We start from the raw sequence: 13,775 nt of genomic DNA on the forward strand, positions 1-13,775 counted from the left end.
CCTTCTAAATCTACGCTCACTCAGCCGAGGGCAACGGTTTACCCACTCATCCACCCGCTACGCACCCACTCACCCACTCTTCAACCATGACCCCTGAACTCACCCGCTTTGGCGAGGAAATGTCTCACCTCACTGGCGTGCGCGCCATCATGAAAGACATCATTGAGACGCTGCACGCGGGTCAGGGGAAGCATTTCATCAATCTCAGCGCCGGTAATCCGGTGATTTTGCCTGAAATTGAGCAGCTCTGGCGCGACTGCACCCAGGAGCTGTTGGCCAGCCCCGAATACGGCAATGTAGTCTGCCGCTACGGCACCAGCCAGGGCTATGAGCCGCTGATTGAGGCCATTAAAACCGACTTTAACCAGCGCTACGGGCTGGAGCTGAGCGATCGCCACATTCTGATCACCCCCGGCAGCCAGGCGCTCTATTTCTTAGCGGCCAACGCCCTGGGCGGCTACCAGGCCAACGGACGTATAAAAGATATTGTGCTGCCCCTCAGCCCCGACTACACCGGCTACGGCGGCATTTCCCTGGTGCCTGAGGCGGTGCGGGCCTATCGACCCACAATTGATGTGGATGAGGCCACCCATCGGTTTCGCTATCGGCCCGACTTTAGCCAGCTCAGCATTACCGCCGACACCGGTTTTGTGCTGTTTTCGCGCCCCTGCAACCCCACGGGCAACGTGCTGAGCAGCGAGGATGTGCAGCAGATTGCTGGCCTGGCTGCCGTCCACAATGTGCCGGTACTGGTGGATTCGGCCTACGCCCCGCCCTACCCGGCGCTCAACTTTACGGATATGGAGCCGGTGTTTGGAGAGAACATTCTCCACTGCATGAGTCTGTCGAAGGCGGGGCTGCCCGGCGAGCGGCTGGGGGTGGCGATTGGCGACCCGGCCCTGATCAATGTGCTGGAATGTTTTCAGACGAATTTTTGCATTCACTCGTCGCGGTATGGGCAGGCGATCGCGGCCCGCGCCATTGCCTCCGGCGAACTGGCCCGCCTGGCGGAACAGGTGATTCGGCCCTACTACCAAGACAAGTTTGCCGTGCTCGAAGCCGCCCTTGACCAGGCCATGCCCAACGACCTGCCCTGGTACCTGCACAACGGTGAGGGGGCGATCTTTGCCTGGCTGTGGTTTGATCAGCTGCCCATCACCGACCAGAAGTTGTACGAGCAGCTTAAACAAGTTGGGGTGATTGTGGTGCCGGGCAATCCCTTCTTCCCTGGCCTGCGCCCAGATCAGGGAGGGCCCTGGCCCCACACTCGCCAGTGCCTACGCCTGAGCCTGACCGCTAGCCGCGAAGATTTAGTGGAAGCTGCCACCCGACTGGGTGCCCTGGTGAGCGAGGTATACCAAACCCAGCGCAGCCCCATGGCGGTGACGGCTTAATGGCTACTAATAGCGCAACTCCCGAAGACTGGGTTGAAATTGGCCGCATCGTTGCCCCCCAGGGGGTGAAGGGCGAAGTACGCGTCTACCCCAGCAGCGACTTTCCAGAGCGGTTTTTAGAACCGGGCGCCCGCTGGCTCAAGCGCCCCCGCAGCCTCACGCCAGAGACCGTAGAATTAGTGCGGGGGCGGCATATCGACGGCAAGGGACTGTATGTGGTGCAGATTGCCGGGGTTAACAGCCGCGATGCTGCCGAAGCCCTGCGGGATGCGGTGCTGCTGGTGCCAGCGGGCGATCGCCCCCAGCTTGACCCCGACGAGTTCTATGTGGCCGACCTGGTGGGGCTGCGGGTAATTGTGCGGGCTACGGGCGACGAAATCGGCACCGTGACTGATATCTTTGCCGCTGGCAACGACCTCTTAGAAATTACTTATTATTCTCCTGAGGGAGATAAGCCGACACTCCCGAAGCCTCGCAAGGTGCTGGTGCCCTTTGTTACCGCCATTGTGCCAGTGGTAAATTTAGCCGAAAAATACCTCGAAATTGACCCTCCAGCGGGGCTTTTAGAGGCTTAATCTTATGACTTTCTTATCTTTAAGGTCTATTGTTCATTTAACGACCATAAATGGAACGACCAATTCGCCCCAGCTCTCCCTCGAGAGCTGGGGTTTGCTTATGGAGACGGGTCATCTCAGGGTTGGGCTATCCCTATCCGCAGCGCTATTTTATTTTTAGCGCAGACGCCCGCACCTCTCTCCAAAGATAGACCTCACAAATCTGAAGTTATAAACTCGGCCGAGGGGTTTCTCTCAAGGGTTAGCAGCAAACTATTCCCCACCGCATTCATAACGAAACAAGCGTTGTAATTCGGTATTCTTAGTCATAGCCGCCATAGCCTAGCAAAACGAGGTGAAGGGATGAAGTGGCAATCGAGTCGGCGCAGCATCAACATTGACGATCGCCGAGGTATGCCCGGTGGCAGTGCGGCCATAGGGGGGCTGGGGTCACTCCTTCTGGCACTGGTGGTAGCCCTGTTGGGCGGCGATCCATCGGTGGTGCTTGAGCGTGGGGGAGAGGGTAACCCCTATGACAGCGCACCTCAGGCCTCCTCAGAGGAGAGCGATCGCACAGCAGATTTTGTCGCCGCCGTACTGGGCGAAACCGAAGACACGTGGAACAGCATCTTTCAATCTGAGTTTGGTGCCCAATATCAGGAGCCCAGCCTAGTGCTGTACTCTGGGGTCACCCAGTCGGCCTGCGGTACGGGGCGATCGGCCATGGGGCCGTTTTACTGCCCGGCAGACCAAAAGGTGTATCTCGACACCAGCTTTTTCCGCGACTTGCAGGTGAACCTGGGAGCGCCGGGCGATTTTGCCCAGGCCTACGTGATTGCCCACGAGGTGGGGCACCACGTGCAAAACCTGCTGGGGGTGTCTAGCCAGGTACAGCGAGCCCAGCAGCGAATTAGTACCGCTCAGGCCAACGACCTGTCGGTGCGCCTAGAGCTACAGGCCGACTGTTTTGCTGGGGTGTGGGCCAACCGGGCGCAGCGGTCGCGCGAAATTCTAGAGGAAGGCGACATTGAAGAAGCGCTCAACGCCGCCAGCCAAATCGGCGACGATCGCCTACAGATGGAGTCCCGGGGCTACGTCACCCCTGATTCGTTTACCCACGGGTCGTCGCAGCAGCGGGCCGAATGGTTTTATCGCGGCATTGAGACGGGCGACATCAACCAGTGCAATACCTTTGATGTGGCCCAACCGTAGGGCGATCGCCTGCGCCAGGCGCTTTTATGAATTTCTTATGTTTGTGATCTAAGCTTTTGATGCTAAAAACAGTTGGGTTTAGCGTGCAAATTCACGGGCTGTTTTAAGTTAGGCATCGGTCAATTTATCTCCAGGATTTTGACTGGTAAATGACCTAGGCCAGCCCCAGTTTTTTTACCGTTAAGGAGTAGTTGCGCTCCGGCTTTTGAAATCTTTTTAAAGCGGCTTAACTCAGGTTTAAATCAGCTCAAGCTGCCTTGCTGTAGGGTCTTTAGCTACCCAAATTACTGCTCTAAGGGTTCAGCAACCCTCTGAATTTACGTTCTGCAATATCCTGGTGCCTGCTTATGTTTAACCGCCACAGTGCTAACTCCCAAAGCGCTACTACCTTTCGAGGGCGATCGCTGCTTTGGATGACCGCAGCCCCCCTGCTCGTAGCCGCCACCGTTGGGCTAGAGCGCGATCGCCTGCTCTGGGCTCAGACTCCTAATCCGCTGGAGGGGGTCGAAATTCCCACCTCCCTCGAACCCGGCAGCGAGCTGACGATTGAGAGCTCTGAAACCATGCGCCTGGTAAACGAAGCGCTGCGATCGCGCTTCTCTAGCCAGTACGGCGATGCCCAGGTAGAGGTCGAGTACGACAGCGCCAACAATGCCCTGCAGGCGCTCACCGATGGCGACGCCGACCTGGCCGCCATTGGCCGCAGTCTCACCGTTGAAGAAGCCAGCGCCGGGCTGCGAGAAGTGCCGGTGTCACGCAACAAAATCGCCATTCTGGTGAGCCCCAGCAACCCCTTTGCGGGCAGCCTCACCGTCGAGCAGTTTGCCCAAATCTTTCGCGGCGAAATCACCAACTGGGCTGAGGTCGGTGGCCAAGACGCCCCTATCGTACTGGTTGACCAGCCCGCCGACAGCGACACCCGCCAGGCCTTTCGCAACTATCCGGTGTTTGAGAGCGGGGTTTTTGAGTCGGCCCCAGGGGCCACCGTGCTGTCAGAGGCCAGCGCTGCAACCATTGCCGAGAACCTCGACGAAAACAGCATTAGCTACGTTGTGGCCGAGCAGGCGCTCAACAACCCGGCGGTGAAAATTGTGCCCATGCACGACACCCTGCCCGATGACGAGCGCTACCCCTTCTCGCAGCCCCTGTCCTACGTCTACAGTCCCGAGAGCGCCAGCCCAGCCGTGCTCGCCTTTCTGGGGTTTGCCGTCAACCCCGACAGCGAGGCGCTGATTGAAGCGGCCCGCAGCGCGGCGATCGCGGGCAGCGAAACCACCGATGCAGAAACCGCCTCTGGCGAAGCGGCAGCAACCGACCCCGCCACCGAGGCAACCGGAGCCGAGACTGAGACCGCCCCAGCAACTAGCCCAGAAACCACTCTCGACGAAACGGCACCAGTTACCACAGCTCCTGTGCCAGCGCGAGGGCTGCCCTGGTGGCCCTGGCTGCTAGCGCTGCCCGTCTTGGGTGGCCTACTCTGGTGGCTACTCAAAGACGGTGCCCCGGTAGCCGCGCCCCTGGCGGCGGCCGCTACTACCGATCGCCGCATTATCCTCACACCCCGCAACTGCCGCGATGCCTACGCCTACTGGGAACTGCCCGAGGGTGAAGTTGAGGCGCTGCGCCAGCAAAACTGCTCCCTGGCGCTCAAGCTGCACGATGTCACCGACATTGCCGATGTTGACCGGCAGGCGCCCCACAACACCTACCAGTTTGACTGCGACACGGTGGCCGTGGGCGATCGCCACCTGCCCGTCTCGGTAGACGACCGCGACTATTTAGTCGAACTGGGCTATGTGGGCACCGACAATACCTGGCACGCCCTAGCGCGATCGGCCCACGTGCGGGTGCCCGCCTGCCCCAGCAGTGTCGCCCCCAGCGCTGCTGGGGTTGGGGCCGCTGCCGCCGCCGCTGCGGGTTTGGGTGCCTTAGGAGTTGGTGCAGCCGCGATCGCCCGCCCGGCAGACACCGCCGCCCCAGCACGGGTGATTCTCACCCCCCGCGATTGCAGACATGCCCACGCCTATTGGGAACTGCCCCTCTCAACCATAGATGACCTCAAGGCGGGCTCTCGCAGCCTTAAGGCTCGACTGTACGATGTCACCGAAATGCCCGGCAGCAACAATCGCCTCAACAGTCTGCAAGAATTTAACGCCGAGCTGTTGCCCCAGGGCGACCTGCCACTGCCCATTGCCGTCGACGATCGCGACTACCTAGTAGAGGTGGGTTACGTCGACAGCAACTACCAGTGGCAAGCCCTAGCCAAATCCGAGTCGGTGCGTGTACCCGCCTGCCCTGCCAACGGAGCCGCCGCCGCTGCCGTCAATGGCACTACCTTCGGGGCTCCCCTGGGTAGGGCCGCAGGTTTAGTGGATGACCGACAGCCTGAACCGGCTGAAGTCAGCTCGATCGCCGAAACCTCCCTCGCCGGGGTGGCTGGCGGGGTGGCCGCCGCCGGGTTGGGGGCCAGCCTGTGGAGCCAGACCGCCGACCCCACAGCAGCCCCAGTGCAGGAAACCGCCGTTGGAATTGGCCGCCGCACCGACATGGGAGTCGAGAGCAAGATTATTTTGGTGCCGCGCGGGGCCGATGCCGCCTACGCCTACTGGGAAGCCGCCCAAGCCCACAAAGAGGCTCTGCGGCAAGAGGGGGGGCGAGTCATGGCCTTGCGAATTCACGATGCCACCAACCTGGAGCTAGACTACCAGCCCCCCCACGCCACCCAGGAATACATTCTGGAGGAAAGCGACCCAGACCACCACGTGGCGATCTGGACGCCCGATCGCGACTATGTGGCCGAGCTGGGCTACCTCACCGACGATGGCCAGTGGCTGCAACTGGTGCGATCGCTCCACGTGCGTGTGCCTGCTGCCTAGGCTCTGTGCCTAACATTTCCCCTTGTCTCTTGACCATATTTATTGACCGCATTTAATCGAAAGGAACCACCATGTCTCTGTTTTTTGATGTGCTTAGCTCGATCAACAACCCCAACCAGCAGGGCAGCATCGACCAGCTCAGCTCGGTCATGGCCTCCGTCCAGCAGCTCGCCGGTAGCCAGGGCCTGAACACCGATCAACTGGGGACTATTCTCAACGCCTTGGGGGGCGCACTACAGCCCACCCTCAAGCAGCAGGCCGCCACTATGGGCACCGGCCAGCTCGAAGGCATGCTCGGCAAACTGGCCGGAAACGGCGGCGCAGCGGCGCTGGCCTCCGCTATTCCGCCTGACATGCAGCAGCAGCTGATTGACGCCATGACCCAAAAAAGCGGCCTCAATGCAGGCACAATTCAAACCCTGCTGCCTAAGCTATTGCCCGTGGTGACTGGGCTGCTGGGCATGGGGGCCGCTAAGCCTGGGGCAGCCAGCAGCGGCAACCCGCTGCTCAAAGCATTCCTGGATTCCAACAGTCCTAACACCACTGACCTGGGCACTGTTATGAAGTTTGCCGGTCGCTTTTTGAACCCGCCCCAGTAGGGTTTTGAGGCGATCGCTTCGCCGTTGGTTACAACCTCTCCTGAGCGCTGCCCCTGGGGTGGCGCTTTTGTGTGGGTGTGTGGATGCGAGGGAAGAAGTAAGCAACAAAATTCATTGCCCCACTCATCCGCCCACTCACTCACCTACCCATCCACCCCCTCCCCGTCGCTGTAGCGTCCAAAACGGCGGGGCTTGCTCAGCAAAGGGGCCGGTTTTGACAATCTCAAAGCCGTGGCGTTGGTAAAAGCGCACTGCACCCTCAGTGGAGGTTTCGACGTAGCAGGGGTGCTGAGTACGTGCACTTGCCTGTAATCCGGGCTGCATGAGCTGGTGGCCCACGCCCTGGCCCTGGTAGCTGGGGCCGACTGCTAGCAGCATGAGGTACCAGTGGGGCTGGGGCATTGACTGGTGGCGATAGTGGTCGAGGGCCAGGGCAGCCTGCCAGCGGGGCAAATAGGGCAGCGGTAGGCGAAAGGGCAACTCATATAGCCCAGCCCGCAGCATATCGACCAATCCCACAGACTGTCCTGGGGGCATCCAAATCACTACGCCTTTGAGGGTGTTTGCCCGGTCATCGGTGAGGCAATAGCTGTGGTTACCCCCGGCCCCGCAGATCAGCAGCAGGCGAAACAGATAGGTCATCAGCTTGCTGCGATCGCCCACATCGGCGGGTACCAGGTAGTTAAACAGTGGGTCATCGGCAAAGGCAGCACACAGCAGCTCAGTAGCCGCGTCAAACTGAGTCGGTTGCAGGGACGTCAGAGCTGACGTTTCCATAGGGTTCACCAGATCAGGTCATTGAAAAACGCCGTCAGCTTGACGCCATCGATTTTGGCCAGAGTGGCCATCCAGCGAATGGCGGCACGATCGCGATCGACGCCGCACTGCACTAGCAGTTGCCACCCGGCAACTGTTAACACCAGCCAGGGATAGAGACGACGGCGACCATAGCGCAGCCACACCCAGGGCGAACGCAGAGTCATCGCTCTCCTCCAGGGCTTTTTTCAAAGTAGGCGGTGAGCAAGTCGGCCAAAAGCTCGGCCTGCTGGCGGTAGGACACCATTTCTGTGTTCACCATGCGCTCGGAGATCAGCCCGTCGATTAGGCAAAGAACGTGGGTGGCAAGCAGGGGATTGTCGAGCTGGAGGGCGGTCATAATTTCGTCGCGCGATCGCATACTCACCCGCTGCACAGCCTCATTCACCCGCGACTGCCCCACCCCCGCCTGCTGATAAAAATCCATCATCAGCAACGTCTGCTTGATGAAATAGTCTTCGTTGGCGGCCAAAAAATCTCCTAGGGCCAAAATGCGCTCCCTTAGAGTACTCAGCCCTTCAATCTGAGCGGTCGCCCGCAGTAAATCCTGAGTGGTCAGCTCTTCGATCAGCTGCATAAACAAGTCTTCTTTACTGGGGAAGTAGTAGTACAGCGTGCCGGTGGAAACCCCCAAAGCCTTGGCGATTTGCCGCGTGGTCAGGCTGGCATAGCCGTGGTCGGCAAACAGGTCAAAGCACTGCTCCAGCAGTACTTTGCGGTACTCATCGTGATCGACAACCTTGGGCATTCTTTTTTAACTGAGCGCTCGTTATCTTAAAAATAGCACGAAATTTCTGCTGCGCTGTATGGGCTAACGAGTGGGTTGACTAACCTGCTTGGTCGGGTGCAGTAATTGCACCACCAATGCGCTTGAGAATCTGTAAAGCTACCTGCAATTCTTCGGGCAATGTGTAGAGAGAGAACACCCGCGACAGGCTGTATTGATTGATGGGTTGAGTGGCTAGCTTCACAAACAGTACGTCGTCGCCATTGGTGAGCAGGCCAAAGGTCGGTAGGCCCGGCTGGGTGTTGGCCATCATGTAGGCTAAGGCCTGGGGTAGGGCAGAACGGGTAGAAATGGTGGTTTTCTTAGCCTCTAGCACGAGTACCCAAAAGGTTTGCTGCCCGCTTTGCTGCAAGATCAGCGCGTCAATGCGCCCCCGCAGCACCTCTTCTCCGTCGTCTACGACGACTTCTACCGCAGCTTCAGCTTTGAGCTTAAAAGGCGGGTCATAGAAGCCCGCTAGCTCTAGGAGCGGAGATGCCACCAGCAGCATGACGGAGCCTTCTAGCAAATCTCCGTCAGCCCGGTGATACAACAGCCGCTGCCGCATGACTTCCAGGCGGTCGCTCTCCACAGCACTAAGGCTGGGTAGCGGTGCGCGCCACTCCGAGAAAAATGTCGTATCTTCACTGCGGCTTAGCCCTAGGCGAGTTTCGACTTCTGCCAGGGTTTTGAATGCTTCTGTAATGGCAATAACTTTGGCCATATCCTCACTATAGGTGCAAGAACCGCTCTAGGGCGGCGACCATCGCCGGGGGCCAGCGGCGCACGCTAGTGACCCAATCGAGGTCTTTGTAGCGGCGATCGAGGCCCATGACGGCCACCCAGTTGCTTTCGGCTTCGCCGCTTTGGCCCTGGCCCCAGAGGGCGGCGGTAAGGGCGGCACGGGCATCGGCAAAGCTGGGGTAGCGCCGGGTGAGGCTGCGGAACTGGCGAATGGCCTCATCGGCGTTGCCCAGTTGGTACTCAGCCAGGGCGGCATTGACGCGGGCAAAGGCAAATTTGGGGTCGAGATCGACGGCTTTTTGGTAGTCGCCCAGGGCGGTTTCCCAGTTGCCGAGGCCAGCTTGGGCGTTGCCCCGGTTGTTGTAGGCGGCGGCATCGTTGGGGTTGAGGGTGAGGAGAGTGGTGTAGTCGGCGATCGCATCCTCCCACCGCCCCAGTCCCTCCAGAGCCGCCCCCCGATTCAGGTAAGGATCGGGCTGCTCCGGGGCCAAAGCCACTGCCTGGTTATAGTCATCCAGCGCGTCAGTCAGCTTTTTTTGGCTCACCCGCACGTTGCCCCGGTTGCTCCACAGGGCAGCTTCGTTGGGTAGGTAGTCGATCAGCTGGCTCCAGTAGGTTTCGGCCTCAGCGAATTGTCCTTTTTGGGACGCCATAAACGCTTGTTGGCGCAGGTTAGCAATCTCCTGCACTGTTTGAGACGACAGGTCAAGTTGACTAGATTGCGCCAATGCAGGCAAGCTCCAGCCTGCGAAGCAGAGCAGACAAAGAAGAGCTAAAGACAGAAACTGGCGCAAACATAGCCTACTCATAACGCAGCTTTTTTGATTTGATTACTTCGAGGACATCATCATGTTTCTGACCCTCAATAATGTCCTTGAGGTGAATTTGACCATTGACGTATTGAATATGAATTCGCCAACCCGATATTTTATCAATATCAGCTCTATAGATTGCCTGTTTAACCCCTTTTATTTTGTGCAACCTGGTTTTTGGAAATTTTCTTGTTCTGTGACACTCGCCATCTTCAAGCTCGGCCAAAGCGCTGAGAAAACTGGATTTCAACTGGTCATCAGGTAGAATCTTCATGGCCTGATAGATGACTCCATATTCATCGCAGAGAGCAAGAATTTGTGCCATAGGTGCACTTATGAAGCTTGGACGGCTTGTTGATTATGATGGGCTATCTCCTGATACAGGGATCCTGCTACAGCTTGATAAGTCATATGGACGTCAACAAGGTTGACCACCCGGAAAAGCGTAAAAATGATTTGATTAAAAATAGGATCTTCGTCAACTGTCAAAATCACCCTTAATTTTTGCGAAACTTTCAGGGTGTAGAGGGAAGATTCGTACCCGTTCAACTCAGCGTCTAAAGTAAGACGGTGAAGTTTACGATAGGCGTAGGCTTTTTGAGTAGAGAAAAGAGCAGCGTATGCGTTGATTGTTTCGACAGCTATAGTCCTTTCATCATCGCTTAATCTGTCAAGATCTTTTTCAAATCCTTTAGTTGACTCAATGAGAATATCCATTATGCATACCGCCTACCAGAACTAGGTCGCTACTCTCAGCCTTAAGCATAACAACAAATGTTTTAGACAAACCCCAGGTCGTTGCTGCGCCCGGCGTGGGCCAGGGCGAGTTGGTGATATTTCTGGGCGTGTTCTAGCAGTTCTAGTGCCTGCTGGTCGGAGATATTACGCACCACTTTACCGGGGACGCCCATGACGAGCGATCGCTTCGGCACATCCTTCGTCACCACCGCACCGGCCCCGATAATGCTGCCGGTGCCCACCCGCACCCCATCCAGCACGATCGCCCCAATGCCGATCAGACAGCCCCGCTCGATGTGGGCGCTGTGGATGACGGCCCGGTGACCCACGGTAACGTAGTCTTCGAGCACCGTCGGTTGGCCGGGGTCGCCGTGGAGAATTGCGCCATCCTGCACGTTGCTGTAGGCACCGACTTCAATGCGTTCGACATCGCCGCGCAGCACGGCACCGTACCAAATGTTGCAGCCTTCGTGGAGCGTAATTTGCCCCATCACCGTGGCGTTGGGGGCCACAAAGGCAGCCTGGGACAGGTCGGGTCGAGGCCAGAGAGAACTAGGGGAAAAGGCCATAGCCAGGGGAGTCTCCAGGGAAGTTCTCAAAAAAATCGGCGGTTTCAGGCAATGGGATGCCTCCGTTACGGAGACAGCCGAGTTCCCACAGGTATAATACGGCTATAGTCTATTGCCCTATTGTTTGTCGCCCTCAAGAGGACACGTCTGGTTTCAGCCCAATGGTCAACTCCGCCTTGCAGTACCCCATCTATGGCCCAGAAATCCAGTGCCCTCACTGCCGCCAAACGATTCCGGCCTTGACCCTAACCGACACGTATCTGTGCACGCGCCACGGTGCCTTTGAGGCTGACCCCGACTCAAAGGAATTGGTACACCTGCAGTCGGGTCGCCACTGGCGGCAGTGGGAGGGCGAATGGTATCGCCAGCACACCCACCCCGACGGTATTCGCTTTGAGATTCACGAGGCGCTCGATCGCCTCTATACCCAGGGCTACCGGGCCACGCGGGTAATTATCGCCGAGCGCTACCAAGAGCTGGTCAATGCCTACCTAGAGCGCAACAATCCCTGGCGTGGCCAGGTCGAAACCTCCGCAGCGCCCAAGCTCTACGGCCTGCCGGTGGAGTTTAGCCCCTCCGCCGACGTTGACCCCCGCTGGGCGGTGATCAACTTTAGCCTTGAAAAAGAGCCCGGCGTGCCGGTGCGCTACCCTTACTTTCGTTTATTTGAATAGCCCGCCCGATGCTCCACCACGCATCAATTCGCACCCAGGATATTCACCGCGCGATCGCGTTCTACGAAGCCCTGGGGTTTACCGTCCACGAGCGCTTTACCACTGGCATCACCCTGGCCTGCTGGATGGAGGGGCTGGGGGGCCGCATTGAGCTGATCCAGGTGCCCGAGCCGCGCCCCGCCGCCGATGCCTTTAGCGATGAGCACTATACCGGCTACTATCATCTATCCTTTGATCTGACCGAGGCGACCGTCAGCCTGCCCGCGTGGCTAGGGGAGGTGCGCGAGCGGTTTGCGGCAGCGGCGGGGAGGCTGACGGTGTTGCTAGAGCCCCATCAGCAAATCATCGGCGATCGCGTCTATGAGGTCGCCTTTCTTGCCGATGCCGACGGGCTGCCTTTGGAATTTATTCGAGTGCTGGGCTATGTCCAACCCTGAGGGGCCAGATTTCGAGAGAATGGTTCCATTTACCGACAACTGGGCCTATTTAAAAACCGAGCTAGCCTGGCTCGATCGCCTGCTGATGGTGGCCGTGTCGCGGCAAAAGCGCGAGCTGCAAGAGCTAGACGACTTTGCCATCTCCGGCGAAGACCGAGTCACCCGCCACTGGTGGAAGGGCATTATCAGCCTCAGCGGTCAGCCCAACTACGACAACGCCCGCCCGCCCAAGACCCAGCGCCCCAGCGGCAGCTACGCCCAGCAGCTTGAGGCCCGCATCTTGGCCAGCCAGCGGCAGGGGGTGGTGCTGGCCCTGCCCCAGCTGCGCGATCGTCTCCAGCTGACGATGTTTGAAAAGAACGTGCTGCTGCTGGCCCTGGCCCCCGAGGTCAACCAGCGGTTCGGGCGGCTCTACAGCTACCTGCACTACCAACACGACGAGGCCGACTGGGATTTGCCCACGGTTGACCTGTGCCTGCGGCTGCTGTGCCGAAATGACCGGGAGTGGCGGCGATCGCGCCCCCTGATTGCCCCCAACAGCCGCCTGTCGAGCCTGGGCCTGGTGGAATGGCTGAATGCTGACGACACCACCCTGCTCAGCCGCCACCTGCGCCTCACCGAAGACCTCACCACCTACCTGCTCTCGGAGGAACCCGACCCCGCCACCCTCGACGCCTGGGCCATTGCCCCCACCGCCGCAGCCGGGGAATCCTCTGAAATCCCGGCCGAAAGCTGGAATAGTCTGGTGCTGCCCGACCCCCAGCTGGCCCAGCTCAAAACCGTGGCCGCCGCCGCCCGCGCCACTGACGGCACCATGGTGCTGCTAGCTGGCCCCAGCGGCACCGGCAAAACCCTAGCCGCTAAAGTGCTGGCCGCCGAGCTAGAGCTGCTGCTGGTGATGGTTGACCTGGCGGCGATCGCCCCCGATGACGAGGGCAACATCCCCGAGCTCGAAGATTTGGTCAACCTGCCCCCCTGCGTGCTGCTGCTCAAAAATGCGCCCCACTGGTTTGGCCGCACCCCCACTATTGAGTCGGCCCTGGTGCAGTCATGGGTGATCCAGCGCCGCCGCCAGCCGGGGCTGACCCTGCTCAGCAGCCCCTACCTGCAAAGCATCAAGCCCTCCTGGCGGCAGACCATGAAGGGCACCGTCGAGTTTCCCAGCCCCGATGCTGCCGCCCGCGAGCTGCTGTGGAAGCGAGCCATTCCACCGGGGGTCAAGAAAGAGCGATCCCTGACCTGGCCCCACGTCGCCCAAAAGCTCGCCCTGACCGGCGGCGAAATTGGCACCCTGGCCCAAACGGCTGTGGCTCTAGCCCAACAAACTGAGCCGCCCCTGCTAACGCTGGCTTGCCTCCAGCAGGCAATAGCGCTGCACCATCCAGAGATGACGTTGCCCAGGGCTAAGACAGCACGGACTAAGCGAGCCAAAGCAAAGAACTCTTGAATTCTGGAATTGTCCAGGCCGCTATTGAGCAAACCGCATTGGCCATGCCGGGCAACCTAAGGCTGGAGCACTGGCGGCATAGCTAGACGGCGGCGGTAGATTGGCACTATCGCAAGTGGAATCAGGATTGCGGGGCG

The 13,775-nt window shown here is 59.1% G+C and carries 16 protein-coding genes; 8 read left to right on the forward strand and 8 right to left on the reverse strand.

The annotated features are described in order from the left end of the window. The first annotated feature begins 86 nt into the window (after positions 1 to 86). The 5 genes from VB780_RS06155 to VB780_RS06175 all read left to right on the forward strand — a co-directional run bounded on the left by VB780_RS06155 (position 87) and on the right by VB780_RS06175 (position 6,635). Positions 87 to 1,394, forward strand: a complete 1,308-nt coding sequence (locus VB780_RS06155; RefSeq protein WP_323350265.1) for a valine--pyruvate transaminase — start codon at positions 87 to 89, stop codon at positions 1,392 to 1,394. Next, positions 1,394 to 1,969 carry a ribosome maturation factor RimM gene (gene rimM / locus VB780_RS06160; RefSeq protein ID WP_323350266.1) on the forward strand — a complete coding sequence of 192 codons (576 nt, stop codon included), beginning with the start codon at positions 1,394 to 1,396 and terminating at the stop codon, positions 1,967 to 1,969. Before VB780_RS06155 ends, rimM begins: the two co-directional genes overlap by 1 nt. A 342-nt stretch (positions 1,970 to 2,311) precedes the next feature. After that, the gene (locus VB780_RS06165) at positions 2,312 to 3,160 is read left to right on the forward strand and encodes a neutral zinc metallopeptidase (RefSeq protein ID WP_323350267.1); all 849 of its coding nucleotides are present in this window, start codon (positions 2,312 to 2,314) and stop codon (positions 3,158 to 3,160) included. Between the two features lie 347 nt (positions 3,161 to 3,507). Continuing rightward, the gene (locus VB780_RS06170; protein WP_323350268.1) at positions 3,508 to 6,036 is read left to right on the forward strand and encodes a DUF4912 domain-containing protein; all 2,529 of its coding nucleotides are present in this window, start codon (positions 3,508 to 3,510) and stop codon (positions 6,034 to 6,036) included. A gap of 71 nt (positions 6,037 to 6,107) precedes the next feature. Then, on the forward strand, positions 6,108 to 6,635 hold the full coding sequence (locus VB780_RS06175; RefSeq protein WP_323350269.1) for a DUF937 domain-containing protein: 528 nt from the start codon (positions 6,108 to 6,110) through the stop codon (positions 6,633 to 6,635). A gap of 135 nt (positions 6,636 to 6,770) precedes the next feature. Here VB780_RS06175 and VB780_RS06180 read toward each other — a convergent pair whose 3' ends face one another. From VB780_RS06180 to VB780_RS06215, 8 genes are all read right to left on the reverse strand, one after another. Continuing rightward, positions 6,771 to 7,412 carry a GNAT family N-acetyltransferase gene (locus VB780_RS06180; protein ID WP_323350270.1) on the reverse strand — a complete coding sequence of 214 codons (642 nt, stop codon included), beginning with the start codon at positions 7,410 to 7,412 and terminating at the stop codon, positions 6,771 to 6,773. 5 nt (positions 7,413 to 7,417) lie between these two features. Then, positions 7,418 to 7,618 carry a hypothetical protein gene (locus VB780_RS06185; RefSeq protein ID WP_323350271.1) on the reverse strand — a complete coding sequence of 67 codons (201 nt, stop codon included), beginning with the start codon at positions 7,616 to 7,618 and terminating at the stop codon, positions 7,418 to 7,420. Then, positions 7,615 to 8,199: a TetR/AcrR family transcriptional regulator gene (locus VB780_RS06190; protein WP_323350272.1), complete on the reverse strand. Its 585-nt coding sequence runs from the start codon at positions 8,197 to 8,199 to the stop codon at positions 7,615 to 7,617. The genes VB780_RS06185 and VB780_RS06190 overlap by 4 nt, the downstream gene beginning before the upstream one ends. A gap of 79 nt (positions 8,200 to 8,278) precedes the next feature. Further along, entirely contained in the window at positions 8,279 to 8,941 is a 663-nt protein-coding gene (locus VB780_RS06195; protein WP_323350273.1) for a type I restriction endonuclease subunit R, read from the reverse strand. A 7-nt stretch (positions 8,942 to 8,948) separates the two neighbouring features. Next, positions 8,949 to 9,689, reverse strand: coding sequence for a tetratricopeptide repeat protein (locus VB780_RS06200; RefSeq protein WP_323350274.1), 741 nt, complete (start codon positions 9,687 to 9,689; stop codon positions 8,949 to 8,951). 73 nt (positions 9,690 to 9,762) lie between these two features. After that, a complete protein-coding gene (locus VB780_RS06205) occupies positions 9,763 to 10,098 on the reverse strand; it encodes a hypothetical protein (RefSeq protein ID WP_323350275.1) in 336 nt (111 codons plus the stop codon). Between the two features lie 8 nt (positions 10,099 to 10,106). After that, positions 10,107 to 10,490 (reverse strand): hypothetical protein, encoded by a 384-nt coding sequence (locus VB780_RS06210; RefSeq protein ID WP_323350276.1) that lies wholly within the window; start codon positions 10,488 to 10,490, stop codon positions 10,107 to 10,109. A 62-nt stretch (positions 10,491 to 10,552) separates the two neighbouring features. Further along, positions 10,553 to 11,080 (reverse strand): gamma carbonic anhydrase family protein, encoded by a 528-nt coding sequence (locus VB780_RS06215; RefSeq protein WP_323350277.1) that lies wholly within the window; start codon positions 11,078 to 11,080, stop codon positions 10,553 to 10,555. 161 nt (positions 11,081 to 11,241) lie between these two features. Between VB780_RS06215 and VB780_RS06220 the strand changes: the two genes are divergently transcribed. From VB780_RS06220 to VB780_RS06230, 3 genes are read left to right on the forward strand one after another with little or no spacing between them, the layout of a single operon-like run. After that, on the forward strand, positions 11,242 to 11,754 hold the full coding sequence (locus VB780_RS06220; protein WP_323350278.1) for a TIGR02652 family protein: 513 nt from the start codon (positions 11,242 to 11,244) through the stop codon (positions 11,752 to 11,754). A gap of 8 nt (positions 11,755 to 11,762) precedes the next feature. Next, positions 11,763 to 12,191, forward strand: a complete 429-nt coding sequence (locus VB780_RS06225) for a VOC family protein (protein ID WP_323350279.1) — start codon at positions 11,763 to 11,765, stop codon at positions 12,189 to 12,191. Beyond that, positions 12,178 to 13,638 (forward strand): AAA family ATPase, encoded by a 1,461-nt coding sequence (locus VB780_RS06230; protein WP_416349207.1) that lies wholly within the window; start codon positions 12,178 to 12,180, stop codon positions 13,636 to 13,638. Before VB780_RS06225 ends, VB780_RS06230 begins: the two co-directional genes overlap by 14 nt. Positions 13,639 to 13,775 lie beyond the last annotated feature (137 nt).

The organism is Leptolyngbya sp. CCNP1308 (genome assembly GCF_034932455.1).
Classification (GTDB): Bacteria; Cyanobacteriota; Cyanobacteriia; order Phormidesmidales; family Phormidesmidaceae; genus Nodosilinea.